Source organism: Rahnella contaminans, assembly GCF_011065485.1.
Taxonomy (GTDB): domain Bacteria; phylum Pseudomonadota; class Gammaproteobacteria; order Enterobacterales; family Enterobacteriaceae; genus Rahnella; species Rahnella contaminans.
Map to the genome: position 1 here is coordinate 151952 of NZ_JAADJS010000003.1, position 22009 is coordinate 173960.

At 55.0% G+C, this 22009-nt stretch carries 15 protein-coding genes; 7 read left to right on the forward strand and 8 right to left on the reverse strand.

Features of this window, described 5'->3' with window-relative positions; all coding sequences use genetic code 11:
- Window positions 1-36 precede the first annotated feature (36 nt).
- Complete coding sequence (locus GW579_RS15510) at window positions 37-552, forward strand: ferritin-like domain-containing protein (protein WP_165059920.1); 516 nt, start codon at window positions 37-39, stop codon at window positions 550-552.
- 78 nt (window positions 553-630) lie between these two features.
- Here the strand turns inward: GW579_RS15510 and GW579_RS15515 are convergent, their stop codons facing one another.
- Both GW579_RS15515 and fhuE read right to left on the reverse strand, forming a co-directional pair.
- Window positions 631-4353 (reverse strand): autotransporter domain-containing protein, encoded by a 3723-nt coding sequence (locus tag GW579_RS15515; protein WP_165059922.1) that lies wholly within the window; start codon window positions 4351-4353, stop codon window positions 631-633.
- A 391-nt stretch (window positions 4354-4744) separates the two neighbouring features.
- Window positions 4745-6946: a ferric-rhodotorulic acid/ferric-coprogen receptor FhuE gene (gene fhuE / locus GW579_RS15520; RefSeq protein ID WP_165059924.1), complete on the reverse strand. Its 2202-nt coding sequence runs from the start codon at window positions 6944-6946 to the stop codon at window positions 4745-4747.
- A gap of 411 nt (window positions 6947-7357) precedes the next feature.
- Between fhuE and GW579_RS15525 the strand changes: the two genes are divergently transcribed.
- Window positions 7358-9001, forward strand: a complete 1644-nt coding sequence (locus GW579_RS15525; RefSeq protein ID WP_165059926.1) for a methyl-accepting chemotaxis protein — start codon at window positions 7358-7360, stop codon at window positions 8999-9001.
- Window positions 9002-9020: 19 nt separating this feature from the next.
- Entirely contained in the window at window positions 9021-10352 is a 1332-nt protein-coding gene (locus GW579_RS15530) for an ABC transporter substrate-binding protein (protein WP_235937400.1), read from the forward strand.
- Between the two features lie 62 nt (window positions 10353-10414).
- Here GW579_RS15530 and GW579_RS15535 read toward each other — a convergent pair whose 3' ends face one another.
- Window positions 10415-11806 carry an aldehyde dehydrogenase family protein gene (locus GW579_RS15535; protein WP_165059928.1) on the reverse strand — a complete coding sequence of 464 codons (1392 nt, stop codon included), beginning with the start codon at window positions 11804-11806 and terminating at the stop codon, window positions 10415-10417.
- A 100-nt stretch (window positions 11807-11906) separates the two neighbouring features.
- Here GW579_RS15535 and ptrR point away from each other — a divergent pair, with 100 nt between their 5' ends.
- From ptrR to GW579_RS15550, 3 genes are all read left to right on the forward strand, one after another.
- Window positions 11907-12791: a putrescine utilization regulator PtrR gene (gene ptrR / locus GW579_RS15540; RefSeq protein WP_165059929.1), complete on the forward strand. Its 885-nt coding sequence runs from the start codon at window positions 11907-11909 to the stop codon at window positions 12789-12791.
- A gap of 536 nt (window positions 12792-13327) precedes the next feature.
- Window positions 13328-13735 (forward strand): H-NS family histone-like protein, encoded by a 408-nt coding sequence (locus GW579_RS15545; RefSeq protein ID WP_152326686.1) that lies wholly within the window; start codon window positions 13328-13330, stop codon window positions 13733-13735.
- Window positions 13736-13951: 216 nt separating this feature from the next.
- Window positions 13952-14485: a cytochrome b gene (locus GW579_RS15550; RefSeq protein WP_165059931.1), complete on the forward strand. Its 534-nt coding sequence runs from the start codon at window positions 13952-13954 to the stop codon at window positions 14483-14485.
- A 343-nt stretch (window positions 14486-14828) separates the two neighbouring features.
- Here GW579_RS15550 and panE read toward each other — a convergent pair whose 3' ends face one another.
- The 5 genes from panE to rhaS (GW579_RS15575) form a co-directional block, all read right to left on the reverse strand.
- Window positions 14829-15746, reverse strand: a complete 918-nt coding sequence (gene panE, locus GW579_RS15555) for a 2-dehydropantoate 2-reductase (protein ID WP_152326684.1) — start codon at window positions 15744-15746, stop codon at window positions 14829-14831.
- Between the two features lie 238 nt (window positions 15747-15984).
- Entirely contained in the window at window positions 15985-16950 is a 966-nt protein-coding gene (locus GW579_RS15560) for an ABC transporter permease (protein ID WP_420821550.1), read from the reverse strand.
- Window positions 16951-16994: 44 nt separating this feature from the next.
- Window positions 16995-18008: an ABC transporter permease gene (locus GW579_RS15565; protein ID WP_152326683.1), complete on the reverse strand. Its 1014-nt coding sequence runs from the start codon at window positions 18006-18008 to the stop codon at window positions 16995-16997.
- The gene (locus tag GW579_RS15570; protein ID WP_152326682.1) at window positions 18005-19519 is read right to left on the reverse strand and encodes a sugar ABC transporter ATP-binding protein; all 1515 of its coding nucleotides are present in this window, start codon (window positions 19517-19519) and stop codon (window positions 18005-18007) included. The genes GW579_RS15565 and GW579_RS15570 overlap by 4 nt, the downstream gene beginning before the upstream one ends.
- Window positions 19520-19586: 67 nt before the next feature.
- Entirely contained in the window at window positions 19587-20579 is a 993-nt protein-coding gene (rhaS, locus tag GW579_RS15575; RefSeq protein WP_104925188.1) for a rhamnose ABC transporter substrate-binding protein, read from the reverse strand.
- Window positions 20580-20979: 400 nt separating this feature from the next.
- Here rhaS (GW579_RS15575) and rhaS (GW579_RS15580) point away from each other — a divergent pair, with 400 nt between their 5' ends.
- The gene (rhaS, locus tag GW579_RS15580) at window positions 20980-21798 is read left to right on the forward strand and encodes an HTH-type transcriptional activator RhaS (protein ID WP_165059935.1); all 819 of its coding nucleotides are present in this window, start codon (window positions 20980-20982) and stop codon (window positions 21796-21798) included.
- Window positions 21799-22009: the final 211 nt, after the last annotated feature.

Consider the following 22009-nt stretch of genomic DNA (forward strand, 5'->3'; position numbering starts at 1 on the left):
TATTACGTAACGTCCCCTATAATGAAAGGAATAACAATGAGCAAATCTAAAGCGCAGGAAAATTATATTGACTGGGTGCGTGACGCGCATGCAATGGAAAAACAAGCAGAAACCATGCTGACTAAAATGGCGGACCGGCTTGAACATTACCCGCTTTTACAGCGCCGCATCCAGGAGCACATTGTGGAAACACAGGGCCAGCAGAAACTGGTTCAGGATGTGCTGGATCGCCTCGATACTTCCCATTCGGTGATTAAAGATGTTGCCGCGAAAGCCACGGCGATGGGACAGTCGTTGAGCGGAATGTTTGTCAGCGATGAAGTGGTGAAGGGCGGGATCAGCGGCTATGTGTTCGAGCATTTCGAGATTGCCTGTTACAGCGCCCTGATTGTTGCCGCCGAAGCCGTGGGTGACCTGCAAGGCGCACAGACGTTTATGACGATCAAAGTTCAGGAAGAGCAAATGGCGAAATGGCTGGAAGAGAATCTTCCTGAAGTAACGCAGCGTTATCTCGCCCTGCTTGAAAACCCGGATGTCGATGCAAGTCGCTAGTTCCCGGCCTAAACCATGCACCAAATCCCGCATAAAAAAAGGGCGCTTTCGCGCCCTGTAACTCTTTTCTTAAACGCCTCAGAATCCGATATTCACCCTTACCATGATCATCTGCGAACGGCTGCGCGCATCATCCAGCCCCAGCGTTCCCTGATACGCGATGCCCGGCGTAATGTTATGTGGCAGCAGGATATCCAGTCCCATGCCCAGCACGATATTTTCCTGACTGTCGCCGAAAACATCTGCGCTCCAGCTGTCATTGCCGCTGTCCGCATACCCCAGACGGGCGCGTCCCTGATCGCTGAAGGCGTGCGTGTATTCGACACGACTTTGCCAGCGCAACATCGACCAGGTCAGCGGCAACGCGTACTGCGTCCGGATCCCAACGGCGCCGGTGACGTCATTCAGCACTTGTGAGGCAAAGGCTAAATCATAGGCGTCGGCGTTCGATTCGGTGTAGCTGTTCAGACGGGTGCGCGATAATTGCAGACGTCCGTAAGGGGAAATAAGCAGGTCTGGCAGGCGGTAATCGTAACCTGTGGTGACTGCGCCAAATACCTGATAACCACCACGGTCGCCGCGTGCGTAGTGATCCATTTCTGTTACGTAGCGGCGGCTGTCATAGTCCAGACGGCTATAGCCGAGCAGGCCATCGATAAAGTAGTTGTCCGGATGATAACTGCCATAAAACGCTGAACTGACGGAGCGCCCGTTGCTGCGGGAACCGCTGTCCCCAATGTCGCTGACGTCCCGGCCAAAACCCATCCCCATACCTGCGGTAAATGCAGGGGTGAACTGATAGTCTGCGCCGGTGCTGATCCCCACCAGCGTATGGCTGAAACTCACGCCGTCTTTGCCGGAATGACCAAAGTCGACAAAGCCACCGGTCCAGTAATTGATGCGTGAATTATTGCGGTTGAGCGGATGCTGTGCGGAGGTTTTATCTGTCAGCCGGGGCAATTCGGGGGTCTGACGGTTATTTTCCCAGGCAGAATTCCACAGCGTATCGTCAAGTCCGCGTTCTTTTTTAGACGACGGCATGTTGAAGCGGATACCGTTCATCCCGCTGTGAACACTGGCCGGATTGTGCAGGGTTTCCAGACGATCGCTGAAGTTACGGATCTGAGCGCGCGCAAAATTCTGCGCCGACTGAATCTGGGCACTGACCAGACCGAGAACATCTGGATCTTTTGACGGATCAGGGCGTCCTGCGATGATGAATGTCACTGTCGCAGGCGCAGATTGTGAATCTTGCGTCAGCAGCACATAACGCAGAGCCACTGTGCCGGAAGCCTGACTTGCAGCATCAAAATCCAGATAAACGCTGTTTTCACTCTGTCCGAGCGTGGCGTTACCTAATGTTTTTGGGGGTAAATCAACCAGGCGCGCGCCGGTGAACGGTCCGCCTGTGGCGCTTTCGGTCAGGTTAACGCGCACTGATTTACCGGCCAGTACGGAAGCGGCATGGTTCGCACCCACCGGCTCCGCAGTGATGATATTGAGTGTATACGTGACCTGACCGGTTACGCCGCTGGCATCCGTTGCCGTCAGCGTGAAATTGCTGTTGCCTGCGGCGGCTGGCGTCCCGCTCAGGGTATCGCCAGCCAGCGCTAATCCGGCCGGTAAAACCCCAGAAATGCGGTACTGATAAGGCGCTGTGCCGCCGGAAGCGCTGAACGTCTGACGGTAACTTGTGCCTGCACGACCCTCCGGCAACGCCCCGCTGGCGGGCGTAAATGCCAGCGTCGTGGCGGTAACGTTAAGTGTGACCGTCGCCTGTGCCGCGCCAAAATTGTTGGACGCGCTGTAGATGAAACTGTCGCTGCCGGAATATCCCGCGACAGGCGTATAGCGGATTTTCAGGCTTTGGATCCGCGCAGTGCCGTGTGCGGGTTGTTGCACAATGGCAAGCGACGTTACTGCGCCGCCGGATAACACCGGTTCAATCAGATTCTCACGGGTATTGGCGACCACGGTTGATGACACCGCGCTGACGACCGGTGCCTGACCGGCAACGATAAGCTGATAACTGACCGTGCCGGTGATCCCGGAGTTATCCGCAGCGCTGACCTGAATGGTATAGCGACCAGATACCGTCGGCGTTCCGGAAACTTCGCCGGTGCTGGCGCTGATTGTCAGGCCGGCGGGCAGGCCGGACGCGCTGTAGGTGTAAGGCGAAGTGCCGCTGCTGGCCGTGATGGTCTGTGACCACGGCGTGCCCGCCGTGGCAGAAGACAATGTGCCGCTGGCCGGTGTGAAGCTCAGCGTCACGTTGGTCACATGGAGGCTGACGGTGGCTGGCGCAGAGGTTCCCCAGTTATTGCTGGCGGTATAGGTGAAGGTATCCGTGCCTGAATATCCGGCAACGGGCGTATAACTCAGGGATGTGCCGGAAGCGACCGCCGTGCCATGAAGGGGGGCGGTGGCAACGGTGACCGACGCCGCCGCTCCGCCGGAAAGTGAGGGCACAATGGCATTATTGCTGCTGTTCCCGGTGACGGTCGTGCTGACCGCATTGGCAACCGGCGCCTGCCCGGAAACCGTTATTGTGTAGTTTTGCGTCCCCGACGCGGCGTTCGCCGTATCGTGCGCAATAATCGCAAAATGATAACTTCCCGCCGCTGCCGGTATTCCCGAAAGTTCGCCAGCCGGTGTGAACGTTAAACCCGGCGGTAATGTGCCTGATATCGAGAAACTGTAATTGCCCGAACCGCCGCTTGCCGTGAATGTCTGGGCGTAAGCGGTGCCGGAAATCGCTGCTGCGAGCGTCGCGGGGGAAAGGGTTATCGTGGGCGCAGAAATCGTCAGGCTGATGGTCGCCGGAGTGGACGTTCCCCACGAATTGCTGGCGGTATAACTGAAACTGTCCGCGCCAGAATAGTTGCTTGCAGGTGTGTAAGTGGCGGTGGTTCCCGTGATGACAACGGAGCCGTGTGCGGGCGGAGACGTTACCGCCACCGATGTGGCTGTTCCGCCGGAAAGGGGCAGGGTGATGGCGTTATTGCTGCTGTTAAATGCCACGCTGGCGTTGTTCGAACCTGCGACCGGTGGCAGCCCGCTGCGTTGCACCACTACGGTATAGGCGGAAGTGGTTGTCCCGTCTCCCGCCGTAACGACCACGCTTAATGTGTTATTACCTTCGCTTAACGCAACCGCACCGGATGCGCTGCCCGATGTGACGGAAACGCCATTCACGGTGACGGTTGCCGTGTTATTGCTGGTGGTTGGCGTCAGAGAAATGCGGGTGACGCTGTTGGCCACAACCACGTTGTAAGACGAGGTGCCGGAGGAAAACGCCGGAGACAGTGAACCCTGAGAGGCCGAAAGCGCCGAAAGGCTGGCGTCTGTTGATACGCTGGCCGCAGAGGTACAGGAAACCGTGAGCGGGCTGAGGTAGCCGTGGCTGGTCGTCATGCGAAACCGGAGTCCGGCACTCACCAGTTGCGAGCCCGTGACGGTATAAGTATGTGTTCCCGCCGTACCGCCGGAGCCTGCTGTGGGGTAATAGGTTGTGAACGTGCTCATCCCGTAGTTCGTCAGGCCGAAACTGTCGGTGTTCGTGTTGTCACTGTTCACGCCAGCACCGGAGTCGGTAAACGTCAGGGTCAACGTATCACCGGCGTCAAACTGGCTGGCCTGATAAGCCTGTGCAGCGAATGTCGCGGAGGAAAACGTTGCGTTATTCAGTGCGGTACAGCCTGCGGATTGTGCGAAGGCCGATGATACCGAAACTAAAGACAACAGAAGAAAAGTGCAGACAAAACGGGCACAGCCGCCTGTTGCGCGATGAAGGCGAGTCATGGTTATTCCCTGAGATAATCAGACGTGCAGGCGTCGTTTTTGTTGGTTTATTTCAGGGATGTTATCGGAATATTCCGAAAGCCAATCGCGCAATTACCGCATCAAAAGGGGGTTAATTGCGCGATGGCGTTCGAAAGGTGAAAGCAGTCTTAGTACTGAAATCTCATTATTTCTTTGGCCGGTATTTGTGGATCATTTTGCGGAGAGTGAGTTTTTCACGGGCGATGCGTTTACCGGTCATAGACGTAACCTGAAAATTAAGGTGTATCTATTAGACCTGTTCAAGTTTTTTCCGCAGATGACCTGACTCAATAATTCAGTTCATGAATGCTTTCTGGAGAACAGAAAGCCGCAGGCACAACGCCTGCGGCAAAACGTTCATCGGGTCAAATCAGAACGCGTAAGAAAGGCTGACGGAATAACTGCGCGGCTGGCCGTAAACGGCGTAATCGCTCAGCCATGAGTAATAGCTGCGGTCAAAGAGGTTATCGATATTCGCCTGCACCGCGAGCTGACGGGTGACCTGATAACGGGTGAACAAATTAACCAGCGGAACGCTGCCCTGATACACGCGCACTGTGTTGCCGTCTGGCCCGGTGGCATCCTGGAAGGTACGGTTTTGCCAGTTCACGCCTCCGCCGACGGTGAGATCCGGCATCCACGGCAACTGATAGCGGCTGAACAGTTTGAGCTGCGTCTGCGGCATATTGCTGTTGAGACGCCCGCCGGTGTTATCGCGCGCAACGTAGCGTGTGGCGCCGAAAGTCATTTGCAGGTTGTCGGTCACTGCGCCGTTAATCTCGAATTCTGCCCCTTTGCTGACCGTGCCCTGCGCGGCGTAGTAGGCCTGTTCACTGGTGTCATTGACGAAGTTGTCGCCGTCAGCTTCTGCGACATTATCCTGTTCGATGCGGAAAACGGCGAACGTGGCGGTCAGGCGGTCGTTCATCCAGCTGGATTTCAGGCCGGTTTCGTAGTTTTTCCCGGTGGCCGGTGCCAGATAATGGCCGTCGCGGGTGCGGTAGGTTTGCGGCTGGAAGATGGAGGTATAACTGGCGTAAGCCGACCACGTATCGTCAATGTCGTAAACCAGCCCGCCATAAGGCGTGAGGTTATTTTTACTCATGTTGCCGCTGCTGCCAACGGTGCTCCACTGCGTATAACGCGCGCCGATAATCAGTGAGAGCGGGTCGGCCAGCGAGAACCGGGTCGCCAGGTAGCCCGCTTTCTGGCGCACCACGTCGTCGGCGTTCAGATACCAGTCGTCCCATTCCGGTTCCGCAACATCGCCGTTCCAGTTGTTGAAACTGCCCATGGTGTCGCTGTCGATCGGGCCGTTGGCGCTGTAGGTCGAGTTGTGCTGGCGGCTGTAACTGACGCCCGCGACCATTTCATGCTGGCGGCCAAAGAGCTGGAAAGGTCCGCTGGCGTAGGTATCCACCGAGTCCAGTTTGCGCGTTCCGCGGTCTTTACTGCCGAACCCGGAAATCCCTTCGCCCGTCGTCGCGTCCGGGAAGTCTTCGATATACAGCAGCTTGTCGTCGAATTTCTGTTCGCCGTGCGTACCGTTGACGCGGAATGTCCAGCCGTTATCGAAATCATGTTTCACATTGGCGAACACTTTGCGCGATTGTGTGTTGTAGTGCGTCCAGTCCGCGGAAGTGTTGGTGCTGCGGTCGAAATGCGTGCGTGCCCCGTTGCTGTACCAGGTCGGCAGCCCGCCCCACGTCGGATTGCCGGTATTGTTTTCCTGATAATCGTAGCCGAGCGACACCGTGGTGTTATCGGTCACGTCGGCATCGACCACGCCATAAATGAATTTCTTGGTTTTATGGTAACGGTCGAGCCAGCTGTCCTGATCCTGATAACCGGCCACGACGCGGCCGCGCACCGAGCCTTCTTCGTTGAGCGGGCCGGAAACGTCGAGCACATAACGCTGCTTATTCCAGCTGCCGTAGCTGGCGCTGATATTGCCGGTGAACTCTTTGCTGTCCGCCTGTTTACGCACCATATTGACGGACGCTGCCGGGTTACCGGCACCGGTCATCAGCCCGGTTGCGCCGCGGACCACTTCGATGCGGTCATAAATGGCGGTGTCTTCGGCGGCATCGCCAAAGTTCCAGGTATCGCTGACGGAAGAAGGAATGCCGTCGTAGGTGTAATTATTGATGTAAAAGCCGCGTGAGAAATAGGAAACGCGTTCGCTGTCGATCACTTCCGTCGAGATGCCGGTGGTGTTATCCATCACGTCGCCGACCGATTGCAGGTTCTGATCCTGCATGCGCTGTTTAGTGATCACGCTGACGGACTGCGGTACGTCACGCGGCGTCAGCAACATTTTCGTGCCCGCGCGCGTGGTTTTGACGTTGTAATCCTGTGACTCATCGGCGGTTCCGCCCGTCGTGCCTTCCACAACCATATTCTCATCGGCGGCGGGCGCGGCGGCTGTCGCTGTGCCGGTGGCGGCTGCGGCGTGAGCCGCGGAGGAAGCCGTCATGACCAGGATCGCCAGTGCCGACAATGAGGTTGAAAGCTTACTTTTGTTCTCCGGCGCAGACGTTTCCGCGCCGTAATCCCTGCCACTGAAAGACATAATGTATCCCGTAAAAACCACATTAATAGAAAGCGCCGCCGCTTCTTTTCATTGTCTTTAAACAGGATCATCTGACCGCAGTCATCAGCCCGAATCGCAAATTTTAAGAAGAGCACGCAATGAGAATGTGAATAGTAATCATTTGTGTTTTATCCGTCCCAAAATCTTTTGCCATCGTAAAGTAACAAAATATGTTTGCGTCTGACCGGCAGCATAAATCCCTGATTAAACGTAAACCACTGCCATCTAAAATCGCCAAAGTCGTCATTGCGACGCAGGCACAGGCGACTGAAATAACTGACTAAACATTCTTCAAGGCCTGCCGATAAACCGTGCAAAGGGCGATCACCCATTTGCCATCTTGTGCTGACGCCTTCCTGTTGGATTACCGCTGTTATCAGAGGAATTGATATGGGATTTACCATCAAGAGCCGGTTGATTGGCATCGTGGGATTGTTGTGCGTCTTGCTGACTGTCGCCGCCGTCTGGGCCATTTTAGGGTTGCGCGCCGCCGATCAGCGGGCGATTTCGACCTACCGTACCGAGTTATTACCGTTACAGCATTCTGCAAAATTATACCGTCTGGCACAGATGCAATCGGCGACGCTGTTTGAATCGCTGCGCTACTGGACCGATCCGGCAGAAGTCGATCAGCGTGTTGCGCAGATTGATGCTTACGGCGGGCAAATTGCCACCGAGCGCAAGGCGTATGAAGCCACGTATGCCGTGCCCGGCAGCGAAAAACTCCGCACCACTTTTCTCGATGACCTGAACAGTTATCAGGCCGCCATCAGCCATGCTGCAAAACTGGTCGCCGGAGGCAATCCGTCCGGTGCGCTGGTCATTATCGAAACCCGCCTGAAAAATGGCAGTCAGGCATTGCAGCAGGATATCGACGGGCTGGATAACCTGATGCGAAGCCACGCCGAAAACAATTACGCCACCAGCTCAGCGGCGTACGCCACGATGCGCAACAGTATGGCGGCGATCCTGGCCGTCGGTTTACTGGTCGCCGGGATAGCGGGCTGGTTGCTGGTGCGTTCGATTACCGGCGCAGTGCGTCGCGCACGTCGTCTGGCTGAATCCATTTCCGAAGGCGGCCTGAATCACCGTCTGGGCGCAATCCCGAAAGATGAAATGGGCGAACTGATGCAGGCGCTGGCGAAAATGGACGCCCGTCTGAGCGGCATTGTGCGCGAAGTCGGGGAAAGCGCGCTGGCGCTGAGCAGCGCAGCCGGGCAAATGGCCGACGGCAACAATGATTTGTCCTCGCGCACGCACGCGCAGGCCAGCTCGCTCGAACAGACAGCGGCGAGCATGGAACAAATGACCGCCACGGTGAAATTCAACGCCGATAATGCCGCGCAGGCCAGCGAACTGGCGCAGACCGTCCGCAAACAGGCGCAGCAAAGCAGCGGAATTCTGGACGATGCGGTGACCGCAATGCGCGACATCGAAGAATCCAGTAATAAAATTGCCGATATTAACCGGGTGATCGACGAAATTGCCTTCCAGACCAATCTGCTGGCGCTGAATGCGGCGGTGGAAGCCGCGCGGGCAGGCGAACAGGGGCGCGGTTTTGCGGTGGTCGCCTCAGAAGTGCGTCAGCTGGCACAACGTTCTGCCACGGCGGCGCAGGAAATCAAAACCCTGATCCAGACCAGCATCAGCAAAGTCGATGCGGGCAGCAAACTGGTGCTTCGCTCCGGCGAAACGCTTCAGGAAATCAACGGCGGCATGGCGAAAATGGTGGAATACGTGGCTGACATCGCCGTCGCCAGCCGTCAGCAGTCCAGCGGTATCGATCAGGTTAACGTCGCCATCGTACAGATGGACAGCGCGACGCAGCAAAATGCGGCGCTGGTGGAAGAGGCCAGCGCGGCCAGCCATACCGTGAACGAACACGCGGCGCGGCTGGTTGAGAAAATGTCGTTCTTCCATCTGCGTCCGTCAGCACAGTTTGCGCCGGGTGCCGTGGAAGGCGTGCTGGAACCGCTGCCTGCGCTGAATTCGCCGGAAACAGCGCCCCGTCAACCGCGTCTGGCGAATGCCTGAGCCGAAAAGGAGCACGAACATGTCAGGTCTCATGCCAGGTCTTTTTCAGCGACGAGTCTTCAGTATTTTGCTGCCGCTGGCCTTTTGCGCCAGCACGCAGGCGCAAACCGTGGTCAAAATTGCCACCATCGCCAACGGTGACATGACGATCATGCAGCAGATGTCCGGTGAGTTTGAGAAATCACATCCGGACATCAGACTCGAATGGCACGTCATGGACGACGGCGAGCTGCGCAAACAGGTGCTCAGCGACATGAACAGCGGGCAGGCGAATTTCGATGTGATCACGGTCGGCACGTATGAAGCGCCGTTGTGGGGCAAAAAAGGCTGGCTGCAACCGCTCAACAATTTGCCCGCTGATTACAATGTCGATGATCTGCTCAAACCCATCCGCAGCGCGCTTTCCTGGCAGGGCACGCTGTACGCGTTGCCGTTTTACGGCGAAAGCAGCATGACGTATTACCGCAAAGATCTGTTCGCGAAAAAAAATCTGACCATGCCGAAAAATCCGAGCTGGGATGAAGTGAAAGCTTTCGCGGCGCAGCTGACCGATAAATCACAAGGCGTTTACGGCCTGTGCCTGCGCGGCCTGGCGGGGTGGGGCGACAACGTGGCGTTTATCACCACGATGGCCAACGCCTATGGCGCGGAATGGTTTGATGAAAACTGGCATCCGCGCCTCGACAGCGACGAGTGGCGTGCAGTGCTCACTGATTATGTACAGATGATGCATGATTACGGCCCGCCGGATGGGACATCCAACAGCTTTGGTCAGAACCTGAAACTGTTTGCGCAGGGCAAATGCGCGATGTGGATCGACAGCACCGTCGCCGCCGGAATGGTAATTAATCCGCAGATTTCGCCTGTCGCCGACAGCGCCGGTTTCGCGCCCGCGCCGACGGCGCTTTCGAGTAACGGTTCGCACTGGCTTTGGGCGTGGGCGCTGGCTGTTCCGCAACGCGCCAGCCATAAAGACGAAGCGCAGCAATTCATCACCTGGGCCACATCGCAGGCATATATTCAGGACGTCGCGAAAACCGTGGGCTGGGGCGCTATCCCGCCGGGCAGCCGCTATTCTTCTTACGCGCAGGTGAAATACCAGAAACTCGCGCCTTACGCAGACGGCGTAAAACAGGCGGTGGAAACCGCGACGCCGGAACAGCCGACATTATATCCGGTGCCGTATCAGGGCGTGCAGTACGTGAGTATTCCGGGCTTTGATCAGATGGGTGATGCGGTCGGGCGGAATATTTCGGATTTGCTGGAAGGGAAGAAAACGCTGGATGAAACGCTGAGCGCCAATCAGCAGGCGGTCACCACAATTTACGCCGAGACGTCGCAGGGGAATTAAATGCAAAGAATCACAGGATGATGGAATCCTGTGATTCTTGTTTTGACCACACGTTTCTGTGATTACGTGCGGTCAGTCCAGACCGTCTGCACGTTGCAGAATTCACGCAGGCCGAAATGCGACAACTCGCGGCCATAGCCACTTTTCTTCACGCCACCAAACGCCACACGCGGATCCGATGCGCTGTATCCGTTAATGAACACGCCGCCGGTTTCCAGCTCTGCGGTCATCTGTTTTGCACGTTCTGCATCAGCGGTGAAAATCGTGGCGCTCAGGCCAAAATCGCTGTCATTGGCCAGTTCGACCGCGTGATCTGCGTCGCGGGCAACCGTAATCGCGGCGACCGGTCCGAACAGTTCCTGACGAAATGCCGTCATTTCCGGTGTAACGTTGCCGAGAATAGTCGGTGCATAGAAGTTACCGTTTCCGGCCATTTTCTCACCGCCCAGCAGCAACGTCGCGCCTTCGGACAGGCTGTCCTGAACTTGTTTATCCAGCTCATCGCGTAAATCGAAACGGGCCATCGGGCCGATATAAGTGGCGTCATCCAGCGGATTTCCTACGACCAGCGCCTGGGTGGCCGCCACAAATTTCGTCGTAAATGCGTCGAGCACGCCTTCTTCAATGATCAGACGTTTTGCAGCGGCGCAAACCTGCCCGGTATTCTGATAACGCCCGGCGACGGCGGCTTTCACCGCTTCGTCAAGACTTGCGTCGTTCAGAACGATAAACGGATCAGACCCGCCGAGTTCCAGCACGCATTTTTTAACCTGTTTGCCCGCCAGTTCCGCAATCGCCGCACCGGCACGCACGCTGCCGGTGACCGTCACCGCCACCACGCGCGGATCGGCAATCAGCGTGGCAACGGCCGGAGTACCGACATTGATCACGCCAAATGCACCCGCCGGGAAACCGGCTTTCAGCACGGCCTGCTTCACCAGATATGTGGTGCCCATGACGCCCGGCGCAGGTTTGAGCAGGAACGTATTCCCCGCCAGCAAGGCCGGAACCGCGCCGCGCAGGATCTGCCAGACCGGGAAGTTCCACGGCATAATCGCCAGAATCATGCCGGAAGGGCGGTAATGAATGTGCGCTTCGCCGTTATCGACCAGAGTCGGTTCCGGTGCCAGCATCGCCGGGCCATTTCCGGCATACCATTCGCACAAACCGGCGGATTTCTCCACTTCGGCGCGCGCCTGTTTCACCGGTTTGCCCATCTCAAGAGAAATGCTGCGGGCGATGTCTTCACTGGTTTCGCGCAGTGCGGCTGCCAGGCGGATCAAAAGGGCAGCGCGTTCGCTGACGTCTGTTTTGCGCCACTGTTTGAAGGCAGAAAAGCCCTGCGCAACGGCGGCTTCAAGTGCCAGATCGGTGTCGTACGCATAATCTGCGATACGTTCGCCGTTAAACGGATTGACTGAGATTGCATGTGTGTTCGAAGTTGCTGTCGTCATTTCGGTGTCCTCGTTAAGCCAGTTCATTAAGAATAGAGGCTTGCGCGATTTAATAAAAATGAATAAAAATAAGCAAACCGTTCACTTTTTGAGAATCACTATGAACCTGTCCCAGCTTGAGATGTTCCGTGCCGTGGCCGAAACCGGCAGTATCAGCGCCGCCGCGCAGCGCGTACACCGCGTGCCGTCGAACCTGACGACCCGCATTAAACAGCTTGAAGCCGAGCTGGGTGTGGAGCTGTTTATCCGCGAAAACCAGCGTTTGCGGCTTTCTCCTGCGGGCCGGAATTTTCTCAGCTATAACAACCGCATACTGGATCTAGTCGAAGAAGCGCGCTTGTCGGTGTCCGGTACAGAACCGCAGGGAATTTTCTCGCTCGGCGCGCTGGAAAGCACGGCAGCAGTGCGCATTCCGGCATTACTGACGCGCTATCATCAGCAGTTTGGCAAAGTCGAACTGGCGCTGAGCACTGGCCCTTCCGGCGAACTGCTGGATAAACTGGTGGAAGGTGAACTGGAAGCGACGTTTGTCGACGGGCCGGTTTTGCATCCGGTACTCGACGGGATCCCGGTTTATCAGGAAGAAATGGTGATTGTGGCACCGCTCAGTCACGCGGCGGTGACGCGGGGGAAAGAGGTTAACGGCGAAATTATCTATGCGTTTCGTTCGAACTGTTCGTATCGCCGTCATTTCGAAAGCTGGTTTGCCGATGACGGTGCCGCGCCGGGAAAAATCTACGAGATGGAGTCATATCACGGGATGCTGGCGTGTGTGATTGCAGGCGGCGGGCTGGCGCTGATGCCGCGCAGCATGCTGGAAAGTATGCCGGGCAGCACGACGGTCAGCGTCTGGCCGCTGGCGGATAACTACCGCTTTCTGACGACCTGGCTAATCTGGCGCCGGGGAACGCTGACGCGCAATCTGTCGGAATTCATCAGGATGGCAAAAGTCGCTGCGGTCAGCCCTCAACCGTCTGTAAAATAACCTGCCAGTCGAGCGCCAGTTTGAGTAACACGCAGGCGGAGCACACGAAAATAATGGTTTTGAACATAATATGAGGGAAATCCTGTTTGTGACCGAAGTCACAGTCTAAGGCGAGAAATGTTAAATTACGCCCTATTTCTTGTGCAGAAAATGCGTTGAGGCGTAGAAAAATCGGATGATTCTATCAAAACGCTATTTTCCCCGCAGCGGTTCGCACGAAAAGAAAAGAACTTGTGTCAATCGTGCATAATAGCAACATCGGTTATTCACGCTGCGATACTATTAAGAAGATGCCTAAATTTAGGTTAATAATTCCCAACCTATTTCAAGGGGGTAAAGCGGAAAGTGGATAACTTTATTTATTCTCATGCGGCAAGCCCTTATAAAAATAGCATATTAACATTCAATGAAACTAAACGGCAGGCAAAGGAATTGTGTAATCGCTTGTAATATTATCCTGGCGCAATTGATATCATTATTTGTTTGTGTAGAATCAGTGTCACTAATTTAATGATACCCCCTAAAGTGAGCACATCATGGACAACGCGTTAAACGTTTTGAATAATATCCGTACACTTCGGGCTCAGGCTCGTGAAACGCCATTAAGCACTCTGGAAGAAATTCTGGAAAAACTGACCGCTATTGTTGAAGAATCCCGCGAGAACGTGAAAGCACGCAGCGCGCAACAACAAGAACGTGATGAGAAATTACTGAAATATCGTGAAATGCTGGCAAATGACGGCATCGCAATTGATGACCTGCTGGGGCATCAGGCGGCAAAAGAAACCACCAAAGCGAAGCGCAAGCCGCGCCCTGCGCTGTATGAGTACACCGACACCGACGGTTCCAAAAAAACCTGGACCGGTCAGGGTCGTACTCCTTCAGCCATCAAAGCCGCTCTGGATAAAGGCGCTGCGCTGGAAAGCTTCCTGATCGCGCGTTAATTAAATCGTGATGTGTTGGGGCGTTACCTGTCAGCTTGTGAAACGGGCAGGTAGCGTTATCCAACTTCTCAGCTTTTAAAGCCCTTATTCATTCACCGCCAAAGCGGTTAATTTTTCTTTCCACACAATCTTCTCCCCGGCGCGTTTACCGCCGTCTTAATGTAAGCTTAAGTCTCAACAAGTAAGATAACGGTAACTTTGTTTACCGGAACTTCTATGCGTACACGATATTCTTATCCGCAAATTGTGCTGCACTGGCTGGTGTTTGTTTTGGTCGTTCTGACCTATACGACGATGGATATAAAAGACGCGTTCGCCAAAGGTTCCTTTGTACGAGAACTATTAACTCTTACGCATTACAGCCTGGGTTTCTGCGTATTATTTCTGATGTGCGTACGCCTTTTTATCCGCGCGATGTACGTCACGCCTGCCATTAAACCTGTTCCACCGCGCTGGCAACATTGTTTGTCGGTCCTCACGCATGGTTCTGTTTATCTGATGTTTATGGGTTTACCGGTGCTGGGCATTTTGTCGCAATATTTTGGCGGCCATGACTGGACGATGTTTAACATCAGAATGCCCAAAAGCTACCTGGCCGATCTGACATTACAAAAACAGTTAAAAACCCTGCATGAATGGCTGGCGAATGCCGGATATTATCTGATCGGATTACACGCTTTCGCTGCGCTCTGGCACCATTACCGCCGCCGCGATAATACGTTGATACGCATGTTGCCGGGGAAGAATTAGCAGACATTAAAAAAGGCAATCCGGAAGAATAAAATTTCCCGCGGTGGATTTTGTATTGGATATCACGCCAGGCGGTTTTATTGAAATAACCTGTTTAATTTTTGCAAACGGTTGAATTTATGGCTCAACTTAACTCAAATTAAACCCATGAAAGATATGCCAGAACAATGAGTTCGCGCGATTTGTAGCCGGGTGCGTGAATTTGAGTTAATCACCTCCCCGCAGGTCGTCTGTTTATTGTCAGACCGCTAATCGAAGCACCACAAAAATCCCGCCTTTTGGCGGGTTTTTTGTTTTTATCGTTTGAAGATCCTCTGGCCTTCAAATTTGGCAAAATCAGGTATTATTCGCGGTTCTTCTGATACACACACAAATGCGTATACGCTGCCTGTAAAAGTGGAATGCTGATCCCCACACGCGTTGCGCGTTCTACCAGGTCACCAATAATCTGCTCCGCTTCGATAGGATATCCCTGCGTCATATCGCGATACATAGATGACGTCTGCGGCGAATTTTTGTCGGTCACGGCTTCCCTGACTTTCGCCACCGCCGCCGCGCGTTCCGCGTAGCCAAAGGCTTTCATGGTGGTTAATGCTTCGCTCACGATGGCCTGTGCGAACTCCGTTCCGCCAGGCGCAGAGGCGACCTGACCGATGTTGCCGCGCATGGTGCAGGTGATGGCGCCGAAGCTTGACAGCAGCAGCCACTTCTCCCACAAATCGCTGATGATGGTTTCCGAAAGGAGGGCATCGATACCGGCGCTCTGAAATGCCTGATCGACGCTAAGAATGCGCTCGGTTTTCTCGCCGGAGAGTTCGCCATAGATAATCTGATGCAGCGGCGTCATCTGGTGGATATGGCCGTCGGCATCCAGCGTGGCGTTGATTTTGCACAGTCCGCCAATCAGCGCGTGCTCACCAAACCTCTGGCTGAGCGTTTCCATGTGCTTCATGCCATTAAGTACCGGCATGACCAGCGTATTTTCGCCAACGACCGGTGCGATATCCTTAATGGCCGCTTCCAGCCCAAAACTTTTCACCGTCAGCAAAATCAGATCATAAGGGCCGGTCAGCTGAGAAGCCTGTACCACGGCGGGTTGCAGGTGAAAATCACCGTGCGGGCTGTGAACCGTCAATCCGTCTTTCTGCACCGCCAGCGCGCGCTTCTCGCGCAGTAAAAATGTCACATCCTGCCCGGCCTGAGCCAGCCGCGCACCGAAATATCCGCCCGTCGCACCCGCGCCTACCACTAAAATCCGCATATGTTTTCCCCATTGTTTCAAGACATTCAGAAACCAAGCTGTGGGTTTAAACTACGGGACAGTGTGCCTTTTAATCAAGAGGGGGTAATAAAGGATTGAGTAACAAGGTGGTAATAAAGGGTTGAGTAACAAACAGAAAAGAAGAGTTTTTGATGATTTTTTTCACCTGATATTCTTCAGAGTCATTTATTCGACGAACTGCACTCCCCGCCCGTAGACGGGGAGTGCAGGCCAGACGCTATTTCCCCCGCGCTGTCATCAGCCTCCGGTAGAGCACAGGCAGCGAAATCACCACAATCAGCATCGCGCCGACGATGACTGACATCACAATCCCCGGCACGTTCAGCAGGCTGAGGCCGAAGGTCAGCAGACCCATCAGGAAGGCGGCAATAATGACGCCGGTCATGCTGCCTGAACCGCCCAGCACGCTGACGCCGCCGAGCACCGCCATCGTAATCACGCTCAGCTCCCAGCCAAGCGCCAGCGTCGGGCGTGTACTGCCGAGCCGTGACGTCAGCAGAACCGCCGCCAGCCCGGACATCACGCCGACCAGCACAAACAGCGTCAGGTTGTGACGCTTCACGTTAATGCCGGAATACCAGGCCGCCACCGGATTATTGCCGATGGCGTAGGTACGGCGGCCAAAGTTGGTTTTGTGCAGCAGGAAGTAAAAGACAGCGCCCAAAACCAGAAATAACGCGAACTCAAACGACAGCGGCCCCCAGACATAACCCTGCCCGAACCACGCAAAGCTGGCCGGATATTTATTCAGTGACTGATCGCCGAGCAGCACATACGTGATGCCACGGAACAGGCTCATGGTCCCGATGGTGATCACGATCGATGAGAGATTCAGACGCGTTACCAGCAGCCCGTTAATCAGCCCGCACAATAATCCCACGCTCAGCCCGACGCCCACCAGCGCCGGTGTTGGCATCCCGGCCTGCGCGCAGAATCCCATTATGGTGGAACTCAGCGCCATCGTGGAGGCGACGGATAAATCGATTTCACGGGCGATAATCAGCATCGCCATCGGCAGAACAATGATGGCCTTTTCCGTGAAATTGAACGTCGCGTCGGACAGATTCCAGATATTGAGGAAATACGGCGAGGCGAGGGCGTTCACCACGAACACCAGCAGCGTCACCACCAGCAAAAATCCTTCCCAGCACATCAGGCGGCGGAAGAAGGGCGTCACAGCCATCGGCACACTTTCCCGTGCAGGCGTGCGCGAAGTTAAGGTCTTATTCATGATCTGGCCTCTGATTCAGGTCCTGATGCGTGGACGGAAGGAGAATGGCGTAAAATCAGTCTTCCTTTACGTTTATTGCCGCGTTCGTTGAGGATCACCGCGATAACAATCACCGCGCCCGAAATGGCCATCTGCCAGAACGGCGACACTTCAATCACCGGCAGGGCGTTATTAATGACGCCGAGGAACAGCGCGCCGAGCAGGCAGCCCACCACTGAACCGATGCCGCCCATGGTGCTGATCCCGCCGATGACGCAGGCGGCGACAATCTGCAATTCAAAGCCGTTGGCGACGTCCACGTAGGCGACGGCAAAACGTGAAATCCACAGGTATCCGCAGAAACCCGCCAGCGCGCCGGACAGGCAGAAGCTGATGAACTGCATTTTGCCCGCGTTGATGCCGGTGTAATACGCCGCCGTGGCATTGCCGCCCGCGGTATACAACGCGCGGCCTGTGCGGCTGTAGCGCAGGAAATACGCCACCAAAATCAGCGCGGCAATCGCGCACCAGCCGAGCAGCGGCAGGCCAAGAAACGGCGCGCGCGGCAGGCTGAGGAAATCCGGGCTCATCTGGTGTGCGTTAATCCAGCCGCCGTTCGAGAGCAGGAAAATAATCCCGCGATAAATACTCATGGTGCCCAGCGTCACCACAATCGGCGGGATCCCTACTTTCCAGACCAGCAGGCCATTAACCGCGCCCATGATCAGGCCGAGAACCGTCGCCAGCACGACCAGCGACCATACCGGAATGTCAGGGTGATGGAAGTTGATCAGCGCAACAATCATGCCGGTGAGCGCCAGATTGGCGGCCATCGACAAATCAATGCCCTTGGTCAGCAGCACCATCATCTGGCCGAGCGCGAGAATGATCAGAATCGAGGTGTCGTTGAACATCTCAAGCAGGTTTCCGGCGCCGATAAACTCCGGTGAGCGTGCGCCGACGCCGAGCACCATCAGGACAATCACCACCGCCAGCAACAGCTCACGGTACTTGAGTAAATTCTTGATCATGCCGCCTCCTCGCCCGCGCCGCTGGCGGCACTGACAATCATTTCGGCGGTCGCGTCACCCGCGTTGAATTCCGCCACCATCAGCCCTTCGTGCATCACGATAATTCTGTCCGCCATGCCCATGACTTCCGGCAATTCGGAAGACACCATAATCACCGCCAGCCCGCGTCCGACCAGCTCGGACATAAACTGATGTACCGCCGCTTTTGAACCGATATCAATCCCTTTGGTGGGCTCATCGAGAATGATGATGTCCGGCTGCGTCGCCAGCCATTTTGCGATCACCACTTTTTGCTGATTACCGCCAGAGAGCGTGCCCACCGGTTGTTTCCAGCTTGAAGCTTTCACCTGCAACCGGCGCGCATAATCGTCGGCCAGCGCCCACTCTTTTTTATCATTGAGCACGCCGCGCGGGTTGAGCTGACTAAGCTGCGGCAAACTGATGTTCTGGCTGATCGGCAAATCGATGATCGCGCCCTGTTTCTGGCGCTCTTCCGGCACGTAAACGATTCCCGCGCGGATGGCCTGAGAAGGGCGGGTGAAATGATGTTCTTTGCCGTGGATCAGAATCTTGCCGCCGCCCGGTTGCGTCACGCCAAACAGCGCCTGCATCAGCTCGGTTCGTCCCGCACCGACCAGCCCGTAGAATCCGAGAATTTCGCCCTTGCGCAGTGAGAAACTGATGCCTGCAAATTCGGTCGGATGGCTGAGATTCTGCACCTGCAACACCGTTTCACCCGGTTCGCAGTTCACTTTCGGATACGCCTGGCTGACTTCGCGCCCGACCATCATCGTGACCATCTGCTGCTCGCTGATATCACTGATTTTGCCGGAGCCGACATAACTGCCGTCGCGCAGCACCGTGTAGTAATCGGAAATCGCGAAAATCTCGTCGAACTTGTGCGAGATAAACAGGATGGCTTTTCCTTCATGTTTCAGGCGTTCGACAATCTGATAAAACTCCACGATTTCATGCTGCGACAACGCCGCCGTCGGTTCGTCGAGGATTACCACCTGTGCATCAAACGACAGCGCGCGGGCAATCGCCACCATATGGCGTTGCGCGATGCTCAGTTCTTTCAAAATGGCATGCGGATCGATGTTCACTTCCAGACGCGTCAGAATATCGCGCGCCTGCTGATGCATCGCCGGCCAGTTCAGCCGCTTGAAAATCCCGCCGTAAACATAGTGGCCGACGAAGATATTTTCGGTCACGGAAAGCTCATCAAACAGCACGGTTTCCTGATGGATGGCGGTAATACCGACTTTGTGCGCGGATTCCGGATTGGGCAGTTTTATCGGAATCGCTTTATAGCGCAGCTCGCCTTCTTCCGGCTGATAAATGCCGGTCATGACTTTCACCAGCGTGGATTTACCCGCGCCGTTTTCGCCAATCAGGGCCGTTACTTTTCCCGGATACAAATCCACATGCACGTTATTCAGCGCCCTGACGCCCGGAAAGACCTTGCTGATGCCCTGTAATGACAACAGCGGAGTCGTGGAATCTGTCATTTCGTTTCCCCTGTCTGGCTAAGTACAACAAAACGGCTCACCGCAAAACGATGAGCCGCCGTCAGGATCAGAATATTTTCGAGAATTTGTCGATGTTGCTGGCGTCGTAAACAAACGGTTCAGCCATCGCGCCGCTGCCGTCCGCGTCCAGTTTCACTTTACCTAAACGTCCCATGCTGGCTTCGGTTTTGGTGGCGGTGCCTTTGACCAGATCGTCGGCCAGATAGGTTGCCGCGTAACCAAGATCAATCGGGTTCCAGATGGCAAAACTTTTGGTCGCCCCGGATTTCACCGCACCCGCCATTTCAGACGGCAGACCGAGGCCGGTGACGTAAACTTTGCCAATTTTGCCCTGATCTTTCACCGCCTGCGCGGCCGCCACGATGCCGACGGAAGACGGAGAAATAATCACTTTCAGATCCGGATAAGATTTCAATAAGCCGATAGTTTCGCGATAACTTTTATCCGACAAATCATCGCCATACGCCACAGTCACCAGATTGACGGAAGGATACTTTGGCAGCACCTTTTTCATCTCGGCAATCCACAGATTCTGGTTGGTCGAGGTAGGTGTGGCGCTGAGGATCGCGACATCCCCTTTTTCGACATTCAGCGCTTTCAGTGCATCGGCGGCCAGTTTGACGTTGGTTTCGCCAATCAGCGCATTGTTGGACGGATTCAGGTGGATCTGACGGCCCTCTTTGGCGACGCCGGAATCCCAGGACACCACTTTAATGCCGCGCTGCATGGCTTTTTTCAGCACAGGCACCAGCGCGTCCGGGTCATTGGCGGAAACCGCAATCGCATCAACACCCTGTGCAATCAGGCCGTTCAGCACTTCAATCTGCGCTTCGGCGGTGGTAGTGGTCGGGCCGGTGTAAATTACTTTCACATCACCCAGCTCTTTCGCTGCCTGCTGCGCGCCAACGTTTGCCGCTTCAAAGAAACCGTTGCCCAGTGACTTTGCCACCAGCGCAATCTTCACTTCTGCCGATGCCGCGCCTGCCAGCAGGATGCTGCTCGCGATCAGGGTGAGGCTCAGTACGTGTTTTAATTTCATTGTTTGTACTCCGCATAAGTCTGCATAAAGTTTAACGACCAAAAATTGCCGACGCGCCAGGCGCATGATCACGACTCTAGGAGGTTGCTGAGGATCTGACCTTTCCGCGAGTGCCAGTTCTGCGCTAACTATGGCAAAGCTGCAAAGGTTTAAGAGAACAACCTCACAAATTGATAACAATCTTGTTTCGACCCATGGAAATGCCCCGAAAAAAACCGATTTCGGGCAGGGAAAAACCGCACTGAAAGAGGGCGTAAACCTGCGTCATACGCCGGATTGCGCAAGATTGTGCCGGGAAAGAAAGGTTTTGTTCAAAAGCGGCTGGCAGATCACAATTTCAGCCCGATGACGGCGTCAGTGACGACTAAGATATTACGATAATGTTAATAAGGAGTCGGAAATGACCGTGTTACGCAGTAGTGAATATTTCCCTTCAGGAGATTTTCCGGTCGCCATTGAACCCCGTTACCCGCAGGAAACTTTTCCTGAACATCATCACCAGGATTTCAACGAGATTGTGCTGGTCGAACAGGGCACCGGGACACACGTTTTTAATGACCATCCGCTGATCCTCAGTGCAGGCAGCGTCTGCTTTGTGCGCCACTGCGACCACCATCTTTACGAAGATACCGACAATCTGTATCTGACCAACGTTCTGTACCGTGGCCCGAATGCGTTTCGATTCCTCAACGGGGTCAGTGATTTACTGCCAAAGGAAGTCGATGGCATTTATCCGGCGCACTGGCGCATCAGCCCGAACCAGGTGACGCAGGCTAAAACGCTCATCGACCTGCTGGCGCGTAAAACGGTCAGCCAGACGCCGGAATCCCAGGCTCAGCAGGAACTGTATTTCATGCAGCTTTTATTGTTGCTGCGTCAGGGCAGCCGTGACGTCGGGTATCGCGGGCAGGGTGGCGACCTGAATAATCTGCTGGACTGGATGAACGAGCATTATGACGAAGAGATCAACTGGCCGGTGCTGGCGGAACAATTCTCGATGTCGCTTCGCACATTACACCGCCAGATGAAACAGCAAACCGGCTGCACGCCGCTCAATTATCTTAACCGCCTGCGGCTGCTCAATGCGCGCAACATGCTGCGTTTTAGCGACAGCTCGATCACGGACATCGCGCATCAGTGCGGTTTCTGCGACAGCAATTATTTCTCTACACTCTTTAAGCGCGAATTTGGGTATGCGCCCCGCCACGTCCGTCAGTAAATACCCGGCATATTCCTTTCACAAATGCTCAATTTTCAAAAATGTTATGTCGGGCAGACCGATCATGACATTTTTGCCATTTCTCAAAACCAACTGGCAATCACGGAAAGGTAAAAACGTCACGGATAGAACAGGCTGTTAGAACTTTACAAAAAAGAGCTTATTTTTTAACAATTCGTTCATCATCCCTCTATCCGTTCTTTGGAGATTT

Bases quoted from the DNA above. Each gene is read 5' to 3' on its own strand.
- GW579_RS15510 (WP_165059920.1), top strand. From the start codon at position 37: ATGAGCAAATCTAAAGCGCAGGAAAATTATATTGACTGGGTGCGTGAC.
- GW579_RS15515 (WP_165059922.1), bottom strand. From the start codon at position 4,353: ATGACTCGCCTTCATCGCGCAACAGGCGGCTGTGCCCGTTTTGTCTGC.
- fhuE (WP_165059924.1), bottom strand. From the start codon at position 6,946: ATGTCTTTCAGTGGCAGGGATTACGGCGCGGAAACGTCTGCGCCGGAG.
- GW579_RS15525 (WP_165059926.1), top strand. From the start codon at position 7,358: ATGGGATTTACCATCAAGAGCCGGTTGATTGGCATCGTGGGATTGTTG.
- GW579_RS15530 (WP_235937400.1), top strand. From the start codon at position 9,021: ATGTCAGGTCTCATGCCAGGTCTTTTTCAGCGACGAGTCTTCAGTATT.
- GW579_RS15535 (WP_165059928.1), bottom strand. From the start codon at position 11,806: ATGACGACAGCAACTTCGAACACACATGCAATCTCAGTCAATCCGTTT.
- ptrR (WP_165059929.1), top strand. From the start codon at position 11,907: ATGAACCTGTCCCAGCTTGAGATGTTCCGTGCCGTGGCCGAAACCGGC.
- GW579_RS15545 (WP_152326686.1), top strand. From the start codon at position 13,328: ATGGACAACGCGTTAAACGTTTTGAATAATATCCGTACACTTCGGGCT.
- GW579_RS15550 (WP_165059931.1), top strand. From the start codon at position 13,952: ATGCGTACACGATATTCTTATCCGCAAATTGTGCTGCACTGGCTGGTG.
- panE (WP_152326684.1), bottom strand. From the start codon at position 15,746: ATGCGGATTTTAGTGGTAGGCGCGGGTGCGACGGGCGGATATTTCGGT.
- GW579_RS15560 (WP_420821550.1), bottom strand. From the start codon at position 16,950: ATGGCTGTGACGCCCTTCTTCCGCCGCCTGATGTGCTGGGAAGGATTT.
- GW579_RS15565 (WP_152326683.1), bottom strand. From the start codon at position 18,008: ATGATCAAGAATTTACTCAAGTACCGTGAGCTGTTGCTGGCGGTGGTG.
- GW579_RS15570 (WP_152326682.1), bottom strand. From the start codon at position 19,519: ATGACAGATTCCACGACTCCGCTGTTGTCATTACAGGGCATCAGCAAG.
- rhaS (WP_104925188.1), bottom strand. From the start codon at position 20,579: ATGAAATTAAAACACGTACTGAGCCTCACCCTGATCGCGAGCAGCATC.
- rhaS (WP_165059935.1), top strand. From the start codon at position 20,980: ATGACCGTGTTACGCAGTAGTGAATATTTCCCTTCAGGAGATTTTCCG.